The 17271-nt window shown below is 58.6% G+C and carries 15 protein-coding genes and 1 pseudogene; 6 read left to right on the top strand and 10 right to left on the bottom strand.

Annotation, left to right across the window (positions count from 1 at the left end):
• Positions 1–14 precede the first annotated feature (14 nt).
• A complete protein-coding gene (locus CFB02_RS09985; protein ID WP_088557891.1) occupies positions 15–1490 on the top strand; it encodes a DUF4397 domain-containing protein in 1476 nt (491 codons plus the stop codon).
• Positions 1491–1539: 49 nt separating this feature from the next.
• Here the strand turns inward: CFB02_RS09985 and CFB02_RS09980 are convergent.
• Together CFB02_RS09980 and dacB are read right to left on the bottom strand one after the other, a co-directional pair.
• A pseudogene (locus CFB02_RS09980) lies at positions 1540–2265 on the bottom strand (D-alanyl-D-alanine carboxypeptidase/D-alanyl-D-alanine-endopeptidase); the annotation flags it as partial.
• A 79-nt stretch (positions 2266–2344) separates the two neighbouring features.
• Positions 2345–3847, bottom strand: a complete 1503-nt coding sequence (gene dacB, locus CFB02_RS09975) for a D-alanyl-D-alanine carboxypeptidase/D-alanyl-D-alanine-endopeptidase (RefSeq protein ID WP_088557890.1) — start codon at positions 3845–3847, stop codon at positions 2345–2347.
• Between the two features lie 335 nt (positions 3848–4182).
• Between dacB and CFB02_RS09970 the strand changes: the two genes are divergently transcribed.
• From CFB02_RS09970 to CFB02_RS09960, 3 genes are all read left to right on the top strand, one after another.
• A complete protein-coding gene (locus CFB02_RS09970) occupies positions 4183–4953 on the top strand; it encodes a glutathione S-transferase N-terminal domain-containing protein (RefSeq protein WP_088557889.1) in 771 nt (256 codons plus the stop codon).
• A gap of 194 nt (positions 4954–5147) precedes the next feature.
• The gene (locus tag CFB02_RS09965) at positions 5148–6083 is read left to right on the top strand and encodes an aldo/keto reductase (RefSeq protein ID WP_227519177.1); all 936 of its coding nucleotides are present in this window, start codon (positions 5148–5150) and stop codon (positions 6081–6083) included.
• Positions 6080–6757 carry a DUF6064 family protein gene (locus CFB02_RS09960; RefSeq protein WP_157677810.1) on the top strand — a complete coding sequence of 226 codons (678 nt, stop codon included), beginning with the start codon at positions 6080–6082 and terminating at the stop codon, positions 6755–6757. The genes CFB02_RS09965 and CFB02_RS09960 overlap by 4 nt, the downstream gene beginning before the upstream one ends.
• Here the strand turns inward: CFB02_RS09960 and dkgB are convergent.
• Positions 6726–7535, bottom strand: a complete 810-nt coding sequence (dkgB, locus tag CFB02_RS09955; RefSeq protein WP_088557886.1) for a 2,5-didehydrogluconate reductase DkgB — start codon at positions 7533–7535, stop codon at positions 6726–6728. The genes CFB02_RS09960 and dkgB overlap by 32 nt on opposite strands.
• A 121-nt stretch (positions 7536–7656) precedes the next feature.
• Between dkgB and CFB02_RS09950 the strand changes: the two genes are divergently transcribed.
• The gene (locus CFB02_RS09950; RefSeq protein WP_088559212.1) at positions 7657–8070 is read left to right on the top strand and encodes a GFA family protein; all 414 of its coding nucleotides are present in this window, start codon (positions 7657–7659) and stop codon (positions 8068–8070) included.
• On the opposite strand, the gene CFB02_RS09945 is transcribed toward CFB02_RS09950, so the two are convergent.
• The 7 genes from CFB02_RS09945 to CFB02_RS09915 form a co-directional block, all read right to left on the bottom strand.
• Positions 8064–9185, bottom strand: coding sequence for a PQQ-dependent sugar dehydrogenase (locus CFB02_RS09945; RefSeq protein WP_088557885.1), 1122 nt, complete (start codon positions 9183–9185; stop codon positions 8064–8066). The two genes, CFB02_RS09950 and CFB02_RS09945, sit on opposite strands and share 7 nt — an antisense overlap.
• 251 nt (positions 9186–9436) lie before the next feature.
• Complete coding sequence (locus CFB02_RS09940) at positions 9437–10258, bottom strand: (2Fe-2S)-binding protein (RefSeq protein ID WP_088557884.1); 822 nt, start codon at positions 10256–10258, stop codon at positions 9437–9439.
• On the bottom strand, positions 10245–12275 hold the full coding sequence (gene fhuB, locus CFB02_RS09935) for a Fe(3+)-hydroxamate ABC transporter permease FhuB (RefSeq protein WP_088557883.1): 2031 nt from the start codon (positions 12273–12275) through the stop codon (positions 10245–10247). The genes CFB02_RS09940 and fhuB overlap by 14 nt, the downstream gene beginning before the upstream one ends.
• Positions 12265–13200 carry an ABC transporter substrate-binding protein gene (locus CFB02_RS09930; RefSeq protein WP_088557882.1) on the bottom strand — a complete coding sequence of 312 codons (936 nt, stop codon included), beginning with the start codon at positions 13198–13200 and terminating at the stop codon, positions 12265–12267. The genes fhuB and CFB02_RS09930 overlap by 11 nt, the downstream gene beginning before the upstream one ends.
• Positions 13190–13963 (bottom strand): ABC transporter ATP-binding protein, encoded by a 774-nt coding sequence (locus CFB02_RS09925; RefSeq protein ID WP_088557881.1) that lies wholly within the window; start codon positions 13961–13963, stop codon positions 13190–13192. Before CFB02_RS09925 ends, CFB02_RS09930 begins: the two co-directional genes overlap by 11 nt.
• A gap of 68 nt (positions 13964–14031) precedes the next feature.
• A complete protein-coding gene (locus tag CFB02_RS09920) occupies positions 14032–15834 on the bottom strand; it encodes an ABC transporter ATP-binding protein (RefSeq protein ID WP_088557880.1) in 1803 nt (600 codons plus the stop codon).
• Between the two features lie 102 nt (positions 15835–15936).
• Positions 15937–16389 carry a YaiI/YqxD family protein gene (locus CFB02_RS09915; RefSeq protein ID WP_062785464.1) on the bottom strand — a complete coding sequence of 151 codons (453 nt, stop codon included), beginning with the start codon at positions 16387–16389 and terminating at the stop codon, positions 15937–15939.
• A gap of 272 nt (positions 16390–16661) precedes the next feature.
• Here CFB02_RS09915 and CFB02_RS09910 point away from each other — a divergent pair, with 272 nt between their 5' ends.
• Positions 16662–17234 carry a histidine phosphatase family protein gene (locus CFB02_RS09910; RefSeq protein WP_088557879.1) on the top strand — a complete coding sequence of 191 codons (573 nt, stop codon included), beginning with the start codon at positions 16662–16664 and terminating at the stop codon, positions 17232–17234.
• Positions 17235–17271: the final 37 nt, after the last annotated feature.

Here is a 17271-nt window from a genome sequence, read left to right as displayed (position 1 = left end):
CATGGATTGAATTTGTGCAGGTTCGAACCATCAAAATCCTGGTAATCAACCTCGACAAGTGGGGAATAGAAACAATGAATACAAAATATGCTTTACCGATGGTTTTGGCGGGTAGCGTTATGCTATCCGGGTGTTGGCTTGATGACGATGATGATCCGGCAACCACCAGTGTTCGGGTCCTGCATGCGTCGTCTGATGCACCTGCGGTGAATGTCCGGGTGAACGGTGATGTTGTCGTTCCCGGCGCTGATTACAAGCAGGCTGCCGTCCTCACTCCGGGTGCCGGTCTTGCCGACATCGCGGTCGATGGATTGCTGCCGGGCGGTGAGACCGCGACCGTAATTTCCGCTGATGGAGTGTCGCTCCGTGCGGATACCAACTATGACGTGATCGCAGTTGGCAAAGTTGGTGACGAGACCATCGAGCCGCTGATCTTGACGGACGATGGCGCCCGTGATGATGCCAACAGCGCACGTCTGAGGGTTGCCCATCTTTCGCCCGAGGCCGAGACCGTTGCCGCTGGTCCAGTGGATGTATATGTGACTGCATTTGGGGATCCGCTCCCTGCTGAAGCTACCTTCAGCTTCTCCTTTAAAGAAAGTGTTGGCCCACTGGAGCTGCCTGCATCGGACGATTATCAGATCCGGGTTACCGCTGCAGGATCTACCGGAGTTGTATACGACAGCGGACAGATTGGGTTGCCGGCGGGTTCTGACCTTCTGGTAGGCGCTGTTGACAATACGGTCTTCGGAAGTTCACCTGTGAGTCTTTTGGTTCTGAACGGCGCTGAGGTATCCGAACTTCTCGATATTGGAACGGGAGCTGGTATCCGCGCAGTTCATAATTCATCCGCTCCCACTCCGAATGTCGACATTTATCTCAACGAAGAGCCCGATGGATCGCCTGCGGCCACTGATCTAGCATTTGGTGAGACAGTGCCTGGTGCGCCATCAACAGGCGAGTACGTTCCCCTTGATGCCGGCGACAACCGTGTTGCAGTCACAGCTACAGGAGTGACTGCTTCGACTGCTATCGATGCAACTTTGAATTTTGCGAACGGCGATTTAAACACCGTTGTTGCCGCAGGTGTACTTGCGGAGGGGCTTGATGCTTTGGTTTTTGCTGACAACAATCGTCGAATTGCCACAGAAGCAAAACTGAGGGTTATACATGGAGCGGTTGAAGCGCCCACAGTCGATGTGTTCCTTATTCCGACGGACGCTGGGGGTGCCGAGAACACGCTCATAGGTAATTCCATGCCTGCTCTGGACGACTTCAATTATGCTGAGTCATCCGGTTACCTTGGCGTTGCCGAGGGGAGCTATGTTGTCTTTATAACTTCGGCGGATGGCGCTACCGTGCTTTACAAATCCCCAAGTCTCAATCTGGAAGTTGGCGGTGTCTACACTGCCATAGCTCGGTTGAATGAAGGGCCCGAAAGCGTCGCCACGGTAACGCTCATGGACGATTTTGTTCCAGTTATAGAGTAGGCTCGGAAGCAAGATCGAGCTTAAAAGCCCCGGCTTACGCCGGGGCTTTTTATTGAATACTGGTTTCAGAAGTGCCGGAAGTCGCACGTGAAATAGCAGTCCCGGTCGGCGGCCTGAAATGCAGCGAATACAGAATCCGGTCCAGCACGGCCTGGCCGTTCCAGGCAGGATCGTTATTGACCATCCCGACCACGGCCCAGGTGGTGTTATTGGAATCGCGGGTGAATCCGGCGATCGATCTCACATTTTCCAGATAACCGGTCTTGATGCGACCCTCGCCATCCATACCGGTATTGCGCAGACGGCGTGCCATGGTCCCATCCATCGCGATAATGGGCATGGAAGCCATCAGGTCTGCCGAGTAGGCGCTGTTCCAGGCGTGTTCCAGTATTTGAGCGCCCTGGCGCGCGGTGATCCGCCCGTGTCGGGTGAGACCGGCGCCGTTGTCGATCACCATGCCCGCCGTGTTAATGCCTTTGCCTTCGAGCCAGTCGTAGAGCACCCTTATGCCGGCAACTCGGTCATCGTTCTCGTCTTCCAGGCGGTTCTCGGCGCCAATGGTGAGCAGCAGTTGGCGCGCCATCACGTTGCTGCTCCACTTGTTGATATCCCTCACCATGGTAACCAGATCCGGCGAGGTGGTTTTCATGACCAGCCGTGCGTCTTCCGGTGTAACGCCATTGAGGTCTCCGCCCGAAACCACGACGCCAAGGTCAGCCAGCAACGAACGAATCAGCGAGGCGCTGTACTGCTCATGGGGCAGCAGCGACAGGTAGCGGACGATTTTGTTCCAGTTATAGAGTAGGCTCGGAAGCAAGATCGAGCTTAAAAGCCCCGGCTTACGCCGGGGTTTTTTATTGGATGCTGGTCTCAGAAGTGCCGGAAGCTGCATGAGAAATGGCGGTCCCTGTCGGCGGCCGGAAATGCAGTGAATACAGAATCCGGTCCAGCACGGCCTGGCCGTTCCAGGCAGGATCGTTATTGACCATCCCCACCACGGCCCAGGTGGTGTTATTGGAATCGCGGGTGAATCCGGCGATCGATCTCACATTTTCCAGGTAACCGGTCTTGATGCGACCCTCGCCATCCATGCCGGTATTGCGCAGGCGGCGTGCCATGGTGCCATCCATCGCGATGATAGGCATTGAGGCCATGAGGTCTGCCGAGTAGGCGCTGTTCCAGGCGTGTTCCAGTATCTGAGCGCCCTGGCGCGCGGTGATCCGCCCGTGTCGGGTGAGACCGGCGCCGTTGTCGATCACCATGCCCGCCGTGTTAATGCCTTTGCCTTCGAGCCAGTCGTAGAGCACCCTTATGCCGGCAACTCGGTCATCGTTCTCGTCTTCCAGGCGGTTCTCGGCGCCAATGGTGAGCAGCAGTTGGCGCGCCATCACGTTGCTGCTCCACTTGTTGATATCCCTCACCATGGTAACCAGATCCGGCGAGGTGGTTTTCATGACCAGCCGTGCGTCTTCCGGTGTAACGCCATTGAGGTCTCCGCCCGAAACCACGACGCCAAGGTCAGCCAGCAACGAACGAATCAGCGAGGCGCTGTACTGCTCATGGGGCAGCAGCGACAGGTAGCTGGTGGTTCGGCAGCCCTGAGGAAGCTCACCGGTTACCCGAACGGTCACTCGGTGGTCTTCATGAACAATGGGTTCCCATTCGAAGTTTCTTCGCGACGGACAAGGGCCTTCGGCGGTTGCAACCACGCGGTTATCGATGACGACTTCGCCCAGGGAAGGCGTGCTCCAGGCCTGGGTGCCACGCTCGTCGGCGCGAACCTGGAAGTGCATCAGGTTCAGGTTGGTCAGATAGGCGGAAGGTTCTACCAGGAACGGTGCGTGGGGGTTGTCGCCGTTGTCCTCAAACGCAGGAAAACCAGCGTCCACCTGAAAGTAGGAACCATCAAGGATCAGGTCTCCCTCGATTCTGGTAATGCCCATGCTGCGCAGCTCGCCCAATGTGGTCCAGAGGCGTTCAATAGTGAGCTTGGGATCGCCCCCGAAGCGGACGTAGAGATTACCCTCAAGGGTGTCGCCGACCATGACACCATCGGTCAGGAAATCCGTATCCCAATGGTGGTTGGGGCCGAGAACCTCGAGCGCTGCAAAAGTTGTCACCAGCTTCATGATGGAACCGGGGCTCATCAGCGCATCGGCATTGATGTATTGATTAATGCCGGGCCCATTCAGCGGAATGGCGGCCATGCTCATGGCATTTTCGTTATGAAGGGACTGGAGGGCGTAATCCTTCAACTGATTGGACCAGAGGCGAGTGCCGGAAAATCCCGCGTCCTCGCCATCTGCGGCGGCAACGGATGGGCCAGCCGTGACAGACAGGGCCACAAGCGATGCCATTAACGACCGCCTGAATCGAGGATACATTTTTTCGGCTCCTATAGAGCCTGAGCGTCGCATACCCGGGATTAACATGGTCACCATCCAGTGGATTCTTATAATTCCACAATAGCCCATCCTGACCGTTTGTACTATGCAGAAAAGCTCTACATGACGTTAAAAAATGGCAGTAGTGTCGTTGTTTGTATTGAACTTTTGTGACGCCATGTAAGCGCCCTTGTGAATCATGGGGTTAGGTGGACAAAATTTAACGATTTTGGGAGCCGATCTCGGGAGCCAATGGAAAATTTTCAGATTGCGTGATAATGGCGTGGTCTCCAAAAAAAGGTTTGTTTATGTTGAATATGCTTTCTCATAACGTCCACGTGCTGGGCTCGGTCGCCACATCGTCGCTCACGGCCTGGCGCGGTTGCCTGGTGGTAAAAAATGTTCCCCAGCCGGAAAAGCCGATCGTGCTCTATGACATGGAGGGCTGTCCGTACTGCCGTCGTGTTCGTGAAGCCCTGACTGCCCTTAATCTGGATGTGGAAATCCGGCCCTGTCCGAAGGGCGGGTCGGTTTTCCGGGCCCAGGCGGAGGCGCTGGGAGGCCGGCAACAGTTCCCTTTGCTGGCGGACCAGAACACGGGCACGGTCATGTACGAATCCGAGGAGATCATCGAGTATCTGTTCCGGCAATATGCCGGCCGGTCGGTACCGTCCTACTATCGTGGTAGGGTCTGGCAGCCGGTCCTGGGCTCTGTAGCCTCGGTAACCAGCGCCATGCGGGGGCTGAGGGTCAGCCAGGGCAAGCGGCCGGAGCAGCCGTTGCATCTCTGGAGTTTCGAGGGCAGCCCGTTTTCACGGCTGGTGCGTGAGCGGCTGTGTGAGCTGGAAATTCCGTATACCTTGCACAACCTGGGCAAGGAGCACTGGACAGAGATCGGGCCAGCGAAGCAGCGCATCAAGCCGGGGCCTTATACGCCGATTCCCGGAGGCAAGCGGGATGCGTTTTTCCAGGTGCATAAGCGGGTTCAGGTGCCCTATCTTGAAGATCCCAACACCGGGGAAGGGCTGTTCGAGTCTGCCCGTATTCTGAAATATCTTGACGCTCACTACGGGAACTGACCTCCGACTAAGACTGTCAGCTCTCGAGTGGTCGCATGGGCGGGTCATCCCTTTGCCAGACACGCCGTAAATACTTCCATGTAGGCTCGGTCGGGCCATCCCTGGCCCTCCACGGTCTGGCAAAGGGATGACCCGCCCACGCTGTGGCACCTTGTGCTATTCGCACGGAAATTCGTTGCGGAGGGAATGCAGGCATGGCTGACTGGTTCAGTAGAAGACAGTTTCTAATCACTGCGGGGCTTGCCGGGCTCGCTTTGAAGTCTCCGGTTTTGTTCGCAAACACCTCGAAAACTCCATCTTCATCTCCCATCATGCGCCGGATTCCCGGCACAGACGAATCCATCCCTGCCATCGGCATGGGTACCTGGATCACCTTCAATGTTGGCGGCGATGAACAGCTGATCGCGCAACGGACTGAGGTTCTGAAAACCTTTTTCGAGCTCGGCGGCACGGTGGTCGATGGCTCGCCGATGTATGGCAGCGCTGCAGATGTCATGGGCGAGGCGCTGAACGCTCTGGACGGCCACGACCGGATTTTTGCAGCTACCAAGATCTGGACCGGCGATGAATCAGAAACCCGGGCGGAGGCGGCGCGTTCGAGCAGGCGTTGGGGTGTTGATCGGTTCGATTTGTTGCAGGTGCACAATCTGTTGGGGTGGCAGGGGCATCTTGAAACGCTCAAGCAGATGAAGGCGAACGGTGAGGTTCGGTATATCGGCATCACCACATCCCATGGTCGCCGGCATCGGGAATTCGCGCAGATCATGGAGCGGGAGCCTCTGGATTTTGTGCAGCTGACCTACAACGTTCTGGACCGGGAGGTTGAGGACCGGTTGCTGCCATTGGCCCGGGAGCGCGGAATCGGGGTGATCGTCAATCGTCCATTCCAGGGTGGTTCGCTGTTCCGTCGGTTCCAGTCGGAGCCACTGCCCGATTGGGCCGGGGAGGCCGGTGTTGGCAACTGGGCGGAGTTTTTCCTGAAATACATTATTTCCCATCCGGCGGTGACCTGTGCGATTCCGGCGACCAGTAAGGTCGAGCACATGAAGGAAAACATGGGCGCGATGTACGGTACATTGCCTGATGCCGATCAGCGCCAGCGGATGGCGGGTTACGTGAGGTCGCTGTGAATGGGGCTGACTGGCTGAGCTACTCGCTACAGGATTTTGTGATGTTCGGGCCGCAGGTGTTTCTGCGGCTGTTTGTCCGGATCAACCAGGATCTATGGCCCTGGCAGTTGCTGGCGGTGGTGATGGCCATTTTTATACCCGTGCTGATCTCCAGACAGAGCAGGGCGGCACGGCGTTTGGCCGTCGGCCTGATGTCGCTTGCCTGGATTGTCAGCGGTTACGGGTTTCTGGTGGGCTATTTCGGCCCCATTAACTGGCCGGCGGCCTGGTTTGGCTGGGCCTTCGTGGCCCAGGGCGCGTTGCTTGCGGCTGCTGTATTTTCAGGTGGCGTTCATAACAGCGGGCTTCCGGCTGGGAGATTCGCATTACTCTGGCTGATTGCAGTCTGTGGGTTGCCCTGGTTGGCAATCGTTGATTCCGGCCAGTGGGAGGCTGTCGCACTGTTTGGCATAGCGCCCGGCACGACCGCAGCGGCTGGAGCGCTGGCGCTGGCCCTCATGACCAGGACCTGGCGCTTCCTATACCTGCCGCTGCTGGTGTTGTGGAGTCTGTTCAGCGCCGCCATCCTGTGGGTGCTTCAGACCTGGTGGTTGCTGCTTACCCCGGTGGCGACTCTCACGCTGGTTGGAGCCGGATTCTGGCTCAGTCCCAGGCCGGCGCAAAGCCCGGATTAGCGATGCGTTCGTTGCGGTCCAGCTCATCAATCGCGCGGATTTCTTCCTTGCTCAACTCAATGACCAGCGCCTCCAGGTTAGCCTTCTGGTGGCCGGGCCGTGTTGAGGAGGGGATCGGCACAACGCCTCTCGATGCCACCCAGGCAATAGCCACCTGGGCCGGCGTCAGGTTTCGCTCAGCGGCAATGCGCTGCAGTGTTTCGTCCTCCATCACTTTACCGACTGCCAGCGGCATATAGCCGGTTACGGTTATGCCAAGCTTCTGCGCATGCTCCACAACCTTTCGGTTCGCCAGGAAGGGGTGCACTTCGACCTGATTGGTGAAAATGGGCGTGTCGCCCAGAATCTCTTTCGCCTCATCCATCTGAGCGCAAGTGAAGTTGGAAATGCCGATGTGCTCTGCCAGGCCCTCGCGCTGGGCATCCCTCAAGGCACCCAGATACTCCTTCATGGGCACTTCGTCATCGGGCGATGGCCAGTGGATCAGCGCCAGATCCACATGGTCGGTCTTGAGCCGTGCGAGACTGTCACGGAGGCTGTTGATCAGGTCACTGGCGTGCAGCTGGTCGTGCCAGATTTTGGTGGTCAGGAAAATTTCCCTACGCGGAATACCACTGGAGGTAATGCCATCACCAACTTCCGCTTCGTTTCCATACATCTGGGCAGTATCGATATGGCGGTAGCCCAGGGACAGGGCGCTCTTGACGGCATCACGGGCGTCGTTGCCCTTGAGCCGGAAAGTTCCCATGCCGATCTTCGGAAGTGCGCTGAATGACATAATGTCCTCCTTAGCGAATGGTGTGTTCTTAAAGTGGTGCCGGCACACTGGTTCTTCAAGTGGCCGCCCGGTATCATCGCGCCTGAATCAATCCGTGGACCGAACCAGTGAGGCCCGTCCCATGTACACCGGTCGTTGCCTGTGTGGCGATATCAGTTTTGAATACGATGGCACTCTTGGCCCGGTGGCCCTGTGCCATTGCAGCCAGTGCCGGCGTGCCCACGGCAGCGCGTTCTCGGCCAGCGCTCCGGTGCAAAAGGTGCGGTTCCGGTTCGTATCAGGCGAAGACAGGATTACCGAGTTCGAATCTCGCCCCGGCAAATACCGGGGCTTCTGCAGCCGTTGCGGCAGCCAGCTTTACAGTCGTGTTGATGCCATTCCCGGGATTCTTCGGCTGCGGGTAGGCTGGATCAACGAGCCCCTGGGGAAAGGGGCTGCCCAGCACGTTTTTGTCGGCTCAAAATCCGACTGGTTCGAGATTACCGACGAGCTGCCACAGTTCGAAAAGACTGAACGAACCAACGACCCTCACTGAAGCGGTACCATCCGATAGACCTTGCCCCTTGGTGAATCTGTCAGTAACCACAGGGCGCCGTCAGGGCCCATGCGTACGTCACGAATACGCTCGCCGAGATCGGTCAGTAGATCTTCCTCTTCCGTCACTTTCCCATCCTGAATGCGCAGGCGAACCAGCTTGCGCATTTTTAGCGCCCCCACAAACAGATCCCCCTGCCATTCCGGGAACAGGTCACCGGTATAAAACGCCATGCCAGATGGCGCAATGGACGGATCCCAGTAATGAAGTGGCTGGGCCATGCCTTCTTTTTCGGTCTCGTCAGTGATGGGCAGGCCAGAATAGTCGATGCCGAAGGTGATGGTCGGCCATCCGTAATCGGTTCCTGCCCGGATGATGTTGATTTCGTCGCCACCCCGGGGCCCATGTTCGTGGCTCCATATTTCGCCCGTTTCCGGATGGATTGTCATGCCCTGGATATTGCGGTTACCGGTTGTATAGAAGGTATCGTTAACGCCGCTGGTTTCGAGGAAAGGATTGCCGGGCGCGGGACCGCCGTCAGTCGTAATCCGGTGAACGCCACCGGCATCATCACCATTGTCCTGGGCCCGGTCCATGTCTCCACGGTCGCCGACCGCAACGTAGAGGTTGCCGTCACGATCAAATTCCATACGGCCGGCAAAGTGGCGCCCTCCGTTGGAGCGGGGGAGTGCTTCAAAGATTACTTCCACGTTCGAGAGGCTGTCTTCGTTCAACCGAGCGCGAGCCACCCGGGTAGTCGTACCGTCGCGATTTCGGTGGGCGTAACTCAGGAACAGAATCTGATTCTGTTTAAAATCCGGGTGCAGAATCACGTCCAGCAGCCCGCCCTGGCCGAAGACAACGAGCTCTGGTAGCCCGCTGATAGAGGTACTCAACAGCGCGCCGTTACGGATGATTCGCAGCCGCCCTTCCCGCTCCGTCACCAGCATGGAGCCATCCGGCAGGAACGCCAGACTCCAGGGATGCTCGAGACCTTGTGCAATGGTCTCGAGCCGGAAATCGGTTTTGTCGGAGGAAAAGGTCGGGTTTGCCATGCTCGTAACGGCAACCAGCATTAAAGTGCCTGTCAGTACAAGATGTTTGAGTATACCCATTGGAGCCTCCGTTCCTACCGGTGCCGTGTGAACATTCAGAGTAGCAGCTAAAGCGGGCTTCGCCGAAGCGTGTCCCACTACCGGGAGTATAGGGCTTCCTTTGGATTACAGATCAGTGGCCTCATGTTGCAAATAATAATGATTCGCAATAAAGTAAAGGCCACTGGGTTCACCTCAAACGGGAGAAAAGGGAATGGCACCCGAACAGGAAATGATCGAAGGGTTGAAACTGGCAGCAGGGGCCGGTGCGCTTATTGGCCTGGCTGCCATTGGCCTGGTGTTGTCGTCCGCTCTTGGGGCATGAGAGCGGCGAATCGTTCCTTGCGATGTATGCCACAGGTACCGCAGTAACCGCTCTCCGGCAGCAGGTATTTCAGGCAACACCCCTTTCGCTGGGGGATTGCCGTGGCCTGCTCACCGAACACCGCAGGAATCCAGTCTATAAACTGGTTTGCATCGTTTTGAAATTGCTCCAGCCAGCCTTGCGCCAATTGGCAAAGCGCTTGCGGTTCGACCCGGTTCCACAAGGCTGAGAACGGCGCCCCCAATCCAAGACCTATACTGCTCCAGTAGGCGCCAGGGCTGACTCCCAGCTGTCGCCGGAAGACAGGGTACCACTCAGCGGTCACAACTCCTGCCGACCTGACAAACGTTTCTTCATCAACATCCTCGCCGCCCGGCAGCTGAAACCAACGGGATACGGTTTGTTTCGGGTGGTCCGCCGGAGCCAGGAATATTCGTTTGGCATCCGGTAAAGACGCGTGGCCGTCGCGGAACAGCCTCAGGGTCAGCGGCGCAATCACGCTGAGCGCCAGATCCTGCTGCAGCACAGAAATATACGCGCGCAGGGTCCGGGGTCCGGCGTTGTCAGGGTATTCGATGCCAGCCTGGCGGAGCAGTAGCGACGGTTGCTCCAGGCACTGGGCCAGCGAGAAGAGACCGCTTCGCGAACCTGCCGTCGTTTGGAGAGCCTCATTAAGAACTGATTCACCATCCAGCCCTGACTGACCCAACAGACGTTGGTATTCCCGTCCCTGGGGACCGACCCCCGGGTTACGCTCAGGCTCTGCCATGACGACTCAGCCCCCAGAGGAAATACAGGCCACCGACCAGAGCTGCCAAAAGCCCCGCCGGAAGCTGGTTGGGATAAACAACTATTCTGGACAGGTAGTCGGCAACGCCCAGCAACAGGCCCCCGGCAAGGGCAGCAACAATAAGCTGCCGGCCAACGGTCTGCTGACCCAGAACTCTTGCCAGGTGGGGTGCAATAAGACCCACAAAGCTCAGTGGGCCGATCACGACCGTGGCCGCAGCGGTCAGAAGCGCCGCCAACAGAAGCAACATCAGACGGACTTTCGTCACCGGCAAGCCCAGTGAGCTGGCCGATGTGTCTCCCAGAGGAAGAATGCTCAGGGGCCGGATAATCACCAGGAGGCCGGCCGAAATCAGCACAATGAGTGCCAGAAGCCCCAGGGCCTCGACTTCTGAAACCAGCCAGGTGGAACCGTACATCCAGTTGAGAAGCTGAGAGGCGACCGTGCCACCGGAAGCCATGACCAGGCGAAGGCCCGCGTCCATGAACACGTATAGGGCGAGCCCGCCAAGCAGAAGTTGGTTGCCGGCAAACCGGTGCTTGCGGGCAAGCATGATCAGCAACCCCAGCGCAGCTGCCGCACCTAGGGTGGCCGCGCCTAGCTGTCCAGCGCGCCCAATATCGGCACCAAACAGTACGATCAGAACCATGACCACCGCCGCGCCGCCGCTGATGCCGAGCATTTCCGGGCTGGCCATGGGGTTGCCTGTCATACGCTGGATCAGTGTGCCGGCAAGGCCCAGGGCCATACCGGCAAGAATGGCTGCCAGCAATCTCGGGCCGCGCCATACCCACGCCTCGTGCCACTGGGCGATAGGAGTCCAGCTCCATTTTTCCAGCCCGGGAGACCAACCCATGGAGATTACGATAGTGGCCAGCAGAAGGGCCGCTATGAACCCACCAGTCAGGAAAATAGAGCGCCTCTTTGGCAGGAAACCGGCGGGGCTGTCATCCTGCCCTGGCATATGATGGGTGTTCTTCAAACCCTGCAGGGCGAGCAGGATAATCGGCCCGCCGATCAGAGCGGTGGTCGTGCCGGTTGGCACCAGTGATCCGTCGCCCCGGGTGGATGCCCAATGGGCGAGGGTATCTGCCAGCAACAGCAGACCCGCGCCCAGAAGACTGCTCCAGATCAGGCGCTCAGAGAGGGTGCGAGCGCCCAGCAGCCTTGCCAGCACCGGTGCCGCAAGACCGATAAAGGCCACGACACCGACCCGGCTGACCACGGTGGCACTCATCAAAACCACCAGAAACAGCGCCAGCACGCGAATTAGTCCTACCTTGGCGCCGAGGGAGCGGGCGGAGGTCTGCCCCAGTTGCATGACCTGCAGCGGGCGCATCAGCAGGACCATGAATACGCCCAACACCAATACTCGGGGCCACAGCTCCATAAACGGTTGCCAGTTATTCTGGACCAGCGAACCCGCGCCCCAGATAAACAGGTTCCCCAGCCATTCGCCTTTGAGTAACAGGAACGCCATGTTTACGGCGCCCAGGAAAAAGGTGACAACAAGCCCGGCCAGTATCACGGTGACCGGTGAAAAGCCCAGGCGCCAGGTGAGCGCGATGACCAGTCCGATGGCCAGAAGCCCGCCGGAAACCGCCACCAGGTCTGGGCTGAAGGCGAGCAGGCCGGGAAAGAACATGGTCGCCACCGTTATTCCGAACTGGCCGCCTGCCTCCACGCCCAGGGTTGTGGGGGAGGCGAGAGGGTTACCAAGGATCTGTTGGGTAACCGCGCCGGCGAGACCAAGTCCAAAGCCGATGAGGACGGCAACGGCGACCCGGGGGGCCCAGCTGTAATGGGCCAGTACCGAAGCGTAATCGCTGCCTTCAAACGTCCAGAAGGCGGCGATGAGAGCGCCCGGGTTGAGCTGACCAAGCCAGGGTGCCGCGCTCGCGAGAAATGCGCCCCACCAGATCAGTGCTGCCGCCACTGGGAGTCTTGATGGCAGGGAAGGTTTTGCGACCGGGGTGTTGGCGGTTTCAGCGTACATTGTCTGATCCTCCTGCCAGCAGGCCTTCGGCGAGTAGTGTCGCCAGTCGCTTGACCGGGAATACCCCGCCAAAGGGCCAGACCGGATCAATCTGGTACACCTGATTGCGTTGAACCGGAGGCAGATAAGTCCAGAAAGGGCTGTCGGCCAGGGTGTCAGACAACCCGGGCAGGGTCGGAGAAATCACCACAATCCGGCTGTCCTGGTAGGGCGCAATTGCCTCAAGCCCGACGACCGAGAATCCCCAGTAATTCCCGGAGTGTGGCCAGGCGTTCTCAAGGCCAAGGGCGTCCAGGGCGCTCTGGAAAAGGCCGTTGGGTGCGTATACGCGAACGTGGCGGTCGTCCAGAAAGTTCACCAGCGCCACCGGTCGGTCCGTGAGGCCGGCATTCTCCAGACGACGGCGCTGAGCCTGCAGGGTCTGGTCAATGTCGTTAAGAACTGCCTTTGCGCGTTCCTCCCGGTTCAGCATCTCACCAAGAGTTGTAAGCATGCTGCTGGCCTTTTCGAACGGTCGGGAGCCCTGCTTGTAAACGCTGACAACATAGGTGGGCGCAATGCGCTCTAATAGGTTGGCCGCGGGCGCCATCTCGGAGCTGGTAACGATCAGATCCGGCTTGAGCTCGGCAATGGCTTCCAGACTTGGCGCCACGCGGGTGCCGATGTTGGCGACTCCCTCTGGAAGTTCCGGTTCCCTGACCCAGACGTTATAGCCATCCCGATCGGCAACGCCGATGGGCGTGACACCGAGTAACAAGAGCGCCTCGGTGGCGGCCCAGTTGAGAGCGATCACGCGTTCCGGAGTCTTGTCCAGAGTCAGGGTGCCCTGTTCGTGCTGCCAGCTTGCAGCGCCGGCAAAGACCGGCAGCAGACTTAACAGCAGCGCCGCGCCGTATCGCCAGCAGCGTTCAGACCTAGTGGACATAGGACACCCACTGTCCGGGCGCGCGCTCCATCACGCCCATGGGCACGCCATATATGGATTCCAGGATGCCGGAATCCATGATTACCCGGGGGCTGCCATCGGCAACCAGTTGCCCGGATTTCAGGGCGACCAGACGGTCGCAGAACCGGGCCGCAAGATCCACATCGTGCAGCACCACGACAACAGTTAGATCCCGCTGTTCGGCGAGACGATGGACCAGGCGCAGGGTTTCCACCTGATGTTTCACATCCAGGGCGGATATGGGCTCATCCAGCAGCAGGCATCGTGTTTGCTGGGCCAGCAGCATGGCAATCCACGCGCGCTGGCGTTCACCACCGGAGAGCGTATCGACAGAGCGATGCTGGAACTGGCCGAGTCCGGTGTCCTCAATGGCCCGGGTGATCAGCCGGTGGTCTTCCTCGTTATAGCGTCCCAGCGGTCCGCGCCAGGGGTAGCGCCCCAGGGCAACCAGCTCGCGAACCGTCAAACCGTCGGTTCCCGGCGTATGCTGGGGCAGATAACCCACATTGCGGGCAAATTCCCGTGCACCCGTGCTCCGGAATGATTTGCCCAGAAGCCGGACATTACCGGTTGAGGGGGCAAGCTGGCGGGCAAGCACCTTGAGCAGGGTGGATTTGCCGGAGCCGTTATGCCCGAGCAGGGCTGTTACCTCACCCTCAACGAAAGCGAGGTTCACGTTCTGAAGTATGGTGGTGTCGCCAATGCGGACATCAAGATTGGAAACGTCGAAGAAAACAGGCATGCAGGCTCCCGGAATGCTGAGGGCCTGCAGAATAATTTAAATGCGAATCATTATCAATATATATTGCGTTAAATGGCTGCCTGTATTTGCCCGGTCTGCACCCGCCACTGGTTGGCGTAGGCGCCGTCCTGGTCGAGCAGCTCCCTGTGAGTTCCCTGTTCCAGCACTTTGCCGCCCTCGATGACCGCGATGGTGTCGGCATCAACGATGGTGGAGAGCCGATGGGCAATCATGATCACGGTCCGATTATGGCCGATACGTTTCAGTGACCGCTGGATGGCAGCTTCTGTTTCGTTGTCCACGGCGCTGGTGGCTTCATCAAGCACCAGTATCGGCGGGTCTTTCAGCAGTGCACGGGCGAGGGACAGTCGCTGGCGTTGTCCCCCGGACAGTCTAACGCCCCGTTCACCCACCGGTGTGTTCAGGCCCTCGGGCAGCGCTTCAATAAAAGACCAGGCTTCCGCGGTTTTCGCTGCATCAATGATCTCGACATCGGAGGCATCCGGATTTCCATAGGCAAGGTTTTCCCGAATGGTGCCCTCGAACAGATAAACATCCTGGCTCACCAGCCCAATGGCGCCGCGCAGGGATTGCAAGCTGAGATCCCGAATGGGTTGTCCATCGATTCGGATTTGGCCGTTGCTCGGATCGTAGAACCGCAGCAACAACTTGATCAGAGTGGATTTGCCGGAACCGGTTGCGCCGACCAGCGCAAGGGTATTGCCAGCTGGCACGGTCAGGCTGATATCCCGGATTCCTGCGCCGCTAGAGCGATAGTGAAAGCTTACTTTTTCCAACTCAACATCGCCTTTCACCGGCTCTGCCAGTGCCTTGCCACCCTCGTCACGCACGTGTACGGGCTCGGCCAGAAGGTCCAGAATCCGACGGGTGCTGGCCATGGCCCGTTCGAACAGGTCAATCACCTCGGCAAGGCCGGTCAGGGGCCACAGCAAGCGCTGTGTAAGAAAGACCAGAACGCCATAGGCACCCACGTTCAGGTTGCCCTCAAGGGCCATCATGCCCCCCACCGTAAAGGTGGCCAGGAAGCCGGCCAGAATGGCCATCCGGATCACCGGAATAAATGCAGAGCTGATGCGGATCGCCCGACGGTTGGCCTCCACGTAGGCTTCGCTACTCTCTTTAAGACGCTTTGCCTCCCGCTGTTCAGCGGTAAAGCTCTTGATGGTGGCGATGCCGCCCAGATTGTTGGCCAGCCGGCTGGACAGGTCGCCCACTTTTTCACGAACGTCGGCGTAGAGCGGCCCCGCTTTGCGCTGGAAGTAGAAGGCGCCCCAGATAATCAGGGGGATGGGGGTGAATGCCAGCAGGGCAATGAGCGGCGAGAGCACGAAGAATACGGCGCCGACGGCAACCACGGTCACCACTACCTGAATCATGGCGTTGGCGCCGCCGTCGAGGAAGCGTTCGAGCTGGTTAACGTCGTCGTTCATGGTGGCCACCAGCTGGCCGGAGCTGCGGGCCTCGAAGAAGCTCATGTCCAGGCGCTGGGCATGTTCGTAGGCATCCTGCCGGAGGTCCGATTGCAAACGCTGGGCGAGGTTGCGCCACAAGATCTGGAACAGGTATTCGAACAGGGATTCGCCGGCCCAGATGAAAAAGGTGAGTACGGCCAGAATGGTGATTTGCTCCTGGGCCGTTTCGAAGCCGAGGCCAGCCACAAAGCTCTCTTCCTGGTTGACGACCACATCAATGGCAACACCGATCAGGATTTCCGGGGCGATATCAAAGAGTTTGTTGATGATTGAGCAGGTGGTGGCGGCGATGATCTGTCGGCGATATCCCCGGGCGTATCTCAGCAGGCGGGCCAGGGCAGCAAAGCTGCTGGTGGCTTGGTGGCTGTGTGAGGACATACTCCGCTTCTCTCCCTTGAATCAGGCAGGCCCGCGTTGAGCCTGCAAACAATAAGGCGGGAAGGGTAGCGGATCTGTCCAGCTTTTAAAATAGAATCATTATCAACTGCGTTTGTTTCTTTGCAGCCAGCGGTCAAGCTTGTCGGCGAATTCCTTGCGGTCGGTCTGGCTGAAAGGGGCGGGGCCTCCGGTGACCTGGCCGGCATTGCGCATTTCTTCCATAAAGTTGCGCATTGCCAGGCGCTGGCGAATATTCTCTTTGGTGAAGGCCTGGCCGCGGGGATTGAAGACGTCGGCGCCTTTTTCTATGGCTTCGGCGGCCAGGGGGATGTCCTGGGTGATCACGAGATCGCCTTCGTGCATCTGGTCCATAATTTCGTTGTCGGCCACATCAAAGCCCTGGGGGACCTGTCGGCGCTTGATGTAAGGGCTCGGTGGCAGGGTGATGGCGTGGTTGGCGATGAAGGTGGTGTCGATTTGCCAGCGGGTGGCGGCGCGGCAGAGGATTTCCCGGATTGGAACGGGGCAGGCGTCGGCGTCGACCCAGATTGGCATGGTGTTTCCTTCTGTTTGCGTGGTTCTGTGCAGAGTTTACCTTTTGTTGATATGAGCCTGATAGTTGGTATCCGCGTATTGAGGAGTGTGGTTCGACTTCAGTGGTTGAGGCATTGAGGCCGTCGTTCCAAAAACCGCTACGAGCACATCCATGTGCGCTTGTTTCGGGCCATCCCTGGCCCTCTACATTTTTGGAACGACGGCCCCAATGCCTCTCTCAGACATCCGTGGTTTATCCGCGGTCGCAGCAACCTTTAAGAGAGGTGTTGGAGATGATTTGCCGAATTCTGTTTTCAGGCCTGTTAGCCCTTCTGGTTTCGTTACCGGCCGTTGCTGCCGATAACAACGAAGAAGCCTGGAATGCCCTGCGAGAGGGAGGGGCGGTTTTGATGCTGCGTCACGCATTGGCGCCTGGAACCGGTGATCCGGGCAACTTTGATATCAACGATTGCAGCACCCAGCGGAATTTGAACGACGTCGGTCGTGAGCAGGCTCGGGCGTGGAAGCCGTTTCTGGCGGACCATGGTATTCCGGAGGCGCGGGTGTTCAGCAGTCAGTGGTGCCGTTGCATGGATACCGCAACCGGGATGGACATGGGGAAGGTAACGGAGTGGCCGTCGCTGAATTCTTTCTTTCGCAATCGTGGCGATGGTCCGGCGCAGACGCGGCAGACGATTGCTTTGGTGAATGAGTTGGAGGACGGGGCACCGGTGATCATGGTGTCGCATCAGGTGAACATTACGGGCCTGACCGGGATTTTCCCATCGTCGAACGAGGGCGCGATTATCGCCCTGCCTCTGTCGGAAGATCCGACGGTGCTGGCGAGGGTCTCGCCCGGGCGTTGATGGTATAATCCTGCGCCCATTCAATTAACAGGAAATG

Source organism: Marinobacter sp. es.042, assembly GCF_900188315.1.
GTDB lineage: Bacteria > Pseudomonadota > Gammaproteobacteria > Pseudomonadales > Oleiphilaceae > Marinobacter.
Note: the sequence above shows the minus strand (reverse complement) of the source record. Positions and strands in the feature narration are given on the sequence as shown.

Excerpts from the sequence above, each read along its gene's own strand:
- fhuB (WP_088557883.1), bottom strand. The coding sequence starts at position 12,275 with ATGTACGCTGAAACCGCCAACACCCCGGTCGCAAAACCTTCCCTGCCA.
- CFB02_RS09925 (WP_088557881.1), bottom strand. The coding sequence starts at position 13,963 with ATGCCTGTTTTCTTCGACGTTTCCAATCTTGATGTCCGCATTGGCGAC.
- dkgB (WP_088557886.1), bottom strand. The coding sequence starts at position 7,535 with ATGTCATTCAGCGCACTTCCGAAGATCGGCATGGGAACTTTCCGGCTC.
- CFB02_RS09945 (WP_088557885.1), bottom strand. The coding sequence starts at position 9,185 with ATGGGTATACTCAAACATCTTGTACTGACAGGCACTTTAATGCTGGTT.
- CFB02_RS09940 (WP_088557884.1), bottom strand. The coding sequence starts at position 10,258 with ATGGCAGAGCCTGAGCGTAACCCGGGGGTCGGTCCCCAGGGACGGGAA.
- CFB02_RS09950 (WP_088559212.1), top strand. The coding sequence starts at position 7,657 with ATGTACACCGGTCGTTGCCTGTGTGGCGATATCAGTTTTGAATACGAT.
- CFB02_RS09965 (WP_227519177.1), top strand. The coding sequence starts at position 5,148 with ATGGCTGACTGGTTCAGTAGAAGACAGTTTCTAATCACTGCGGGGCTT.
- dacB (WP_088557890.1), bottom strand. The coding sequence starts at position 3,847 with ATGGCATCGCTTGTGGCCCTGTCTGTCACGGCTGGCCCATCCGTTGCC.
- CFB02_RS09915 (WP_062785464.1), bottom strand. The coding sequence starts at position 16,389 with ATGCCAATCTGGGTCGACGCCGACGCCTGCCCCGTTCCAATCCGGGAA.
- CFB02_RS09910 (WP_088557879.1), top strand. The coding sequence starts at position 16,662 with ATGATTTGCCGAATTCTGTTTTCAGGCCTGTTAGCCCTTCTGGTTTCG.
- CFB02_RS09930 (WP_088557882.1), bottom strand. The coding sequence starts at position 13,200 with ATGTCCACTAGGTCTGAACGCTGCTGGCGATACGGCGCGGCGCTGCTG.
- CFB02_RS09970 (WP_088557889.1), top strand. The coding sequence starts at position 4,183 with ATGTTGAATATGCTTTCTCATAACGTCCACGTGCTGGGCTCGGTCGCC.
- CFB02_RS09920 (WP_088557880.1), bottom strand. The coding sequence starts at position 15,834 with ATGTCCTCACACAGCCACCAAGCCACCAGCAGCTTTGCTGCCCTGGCC.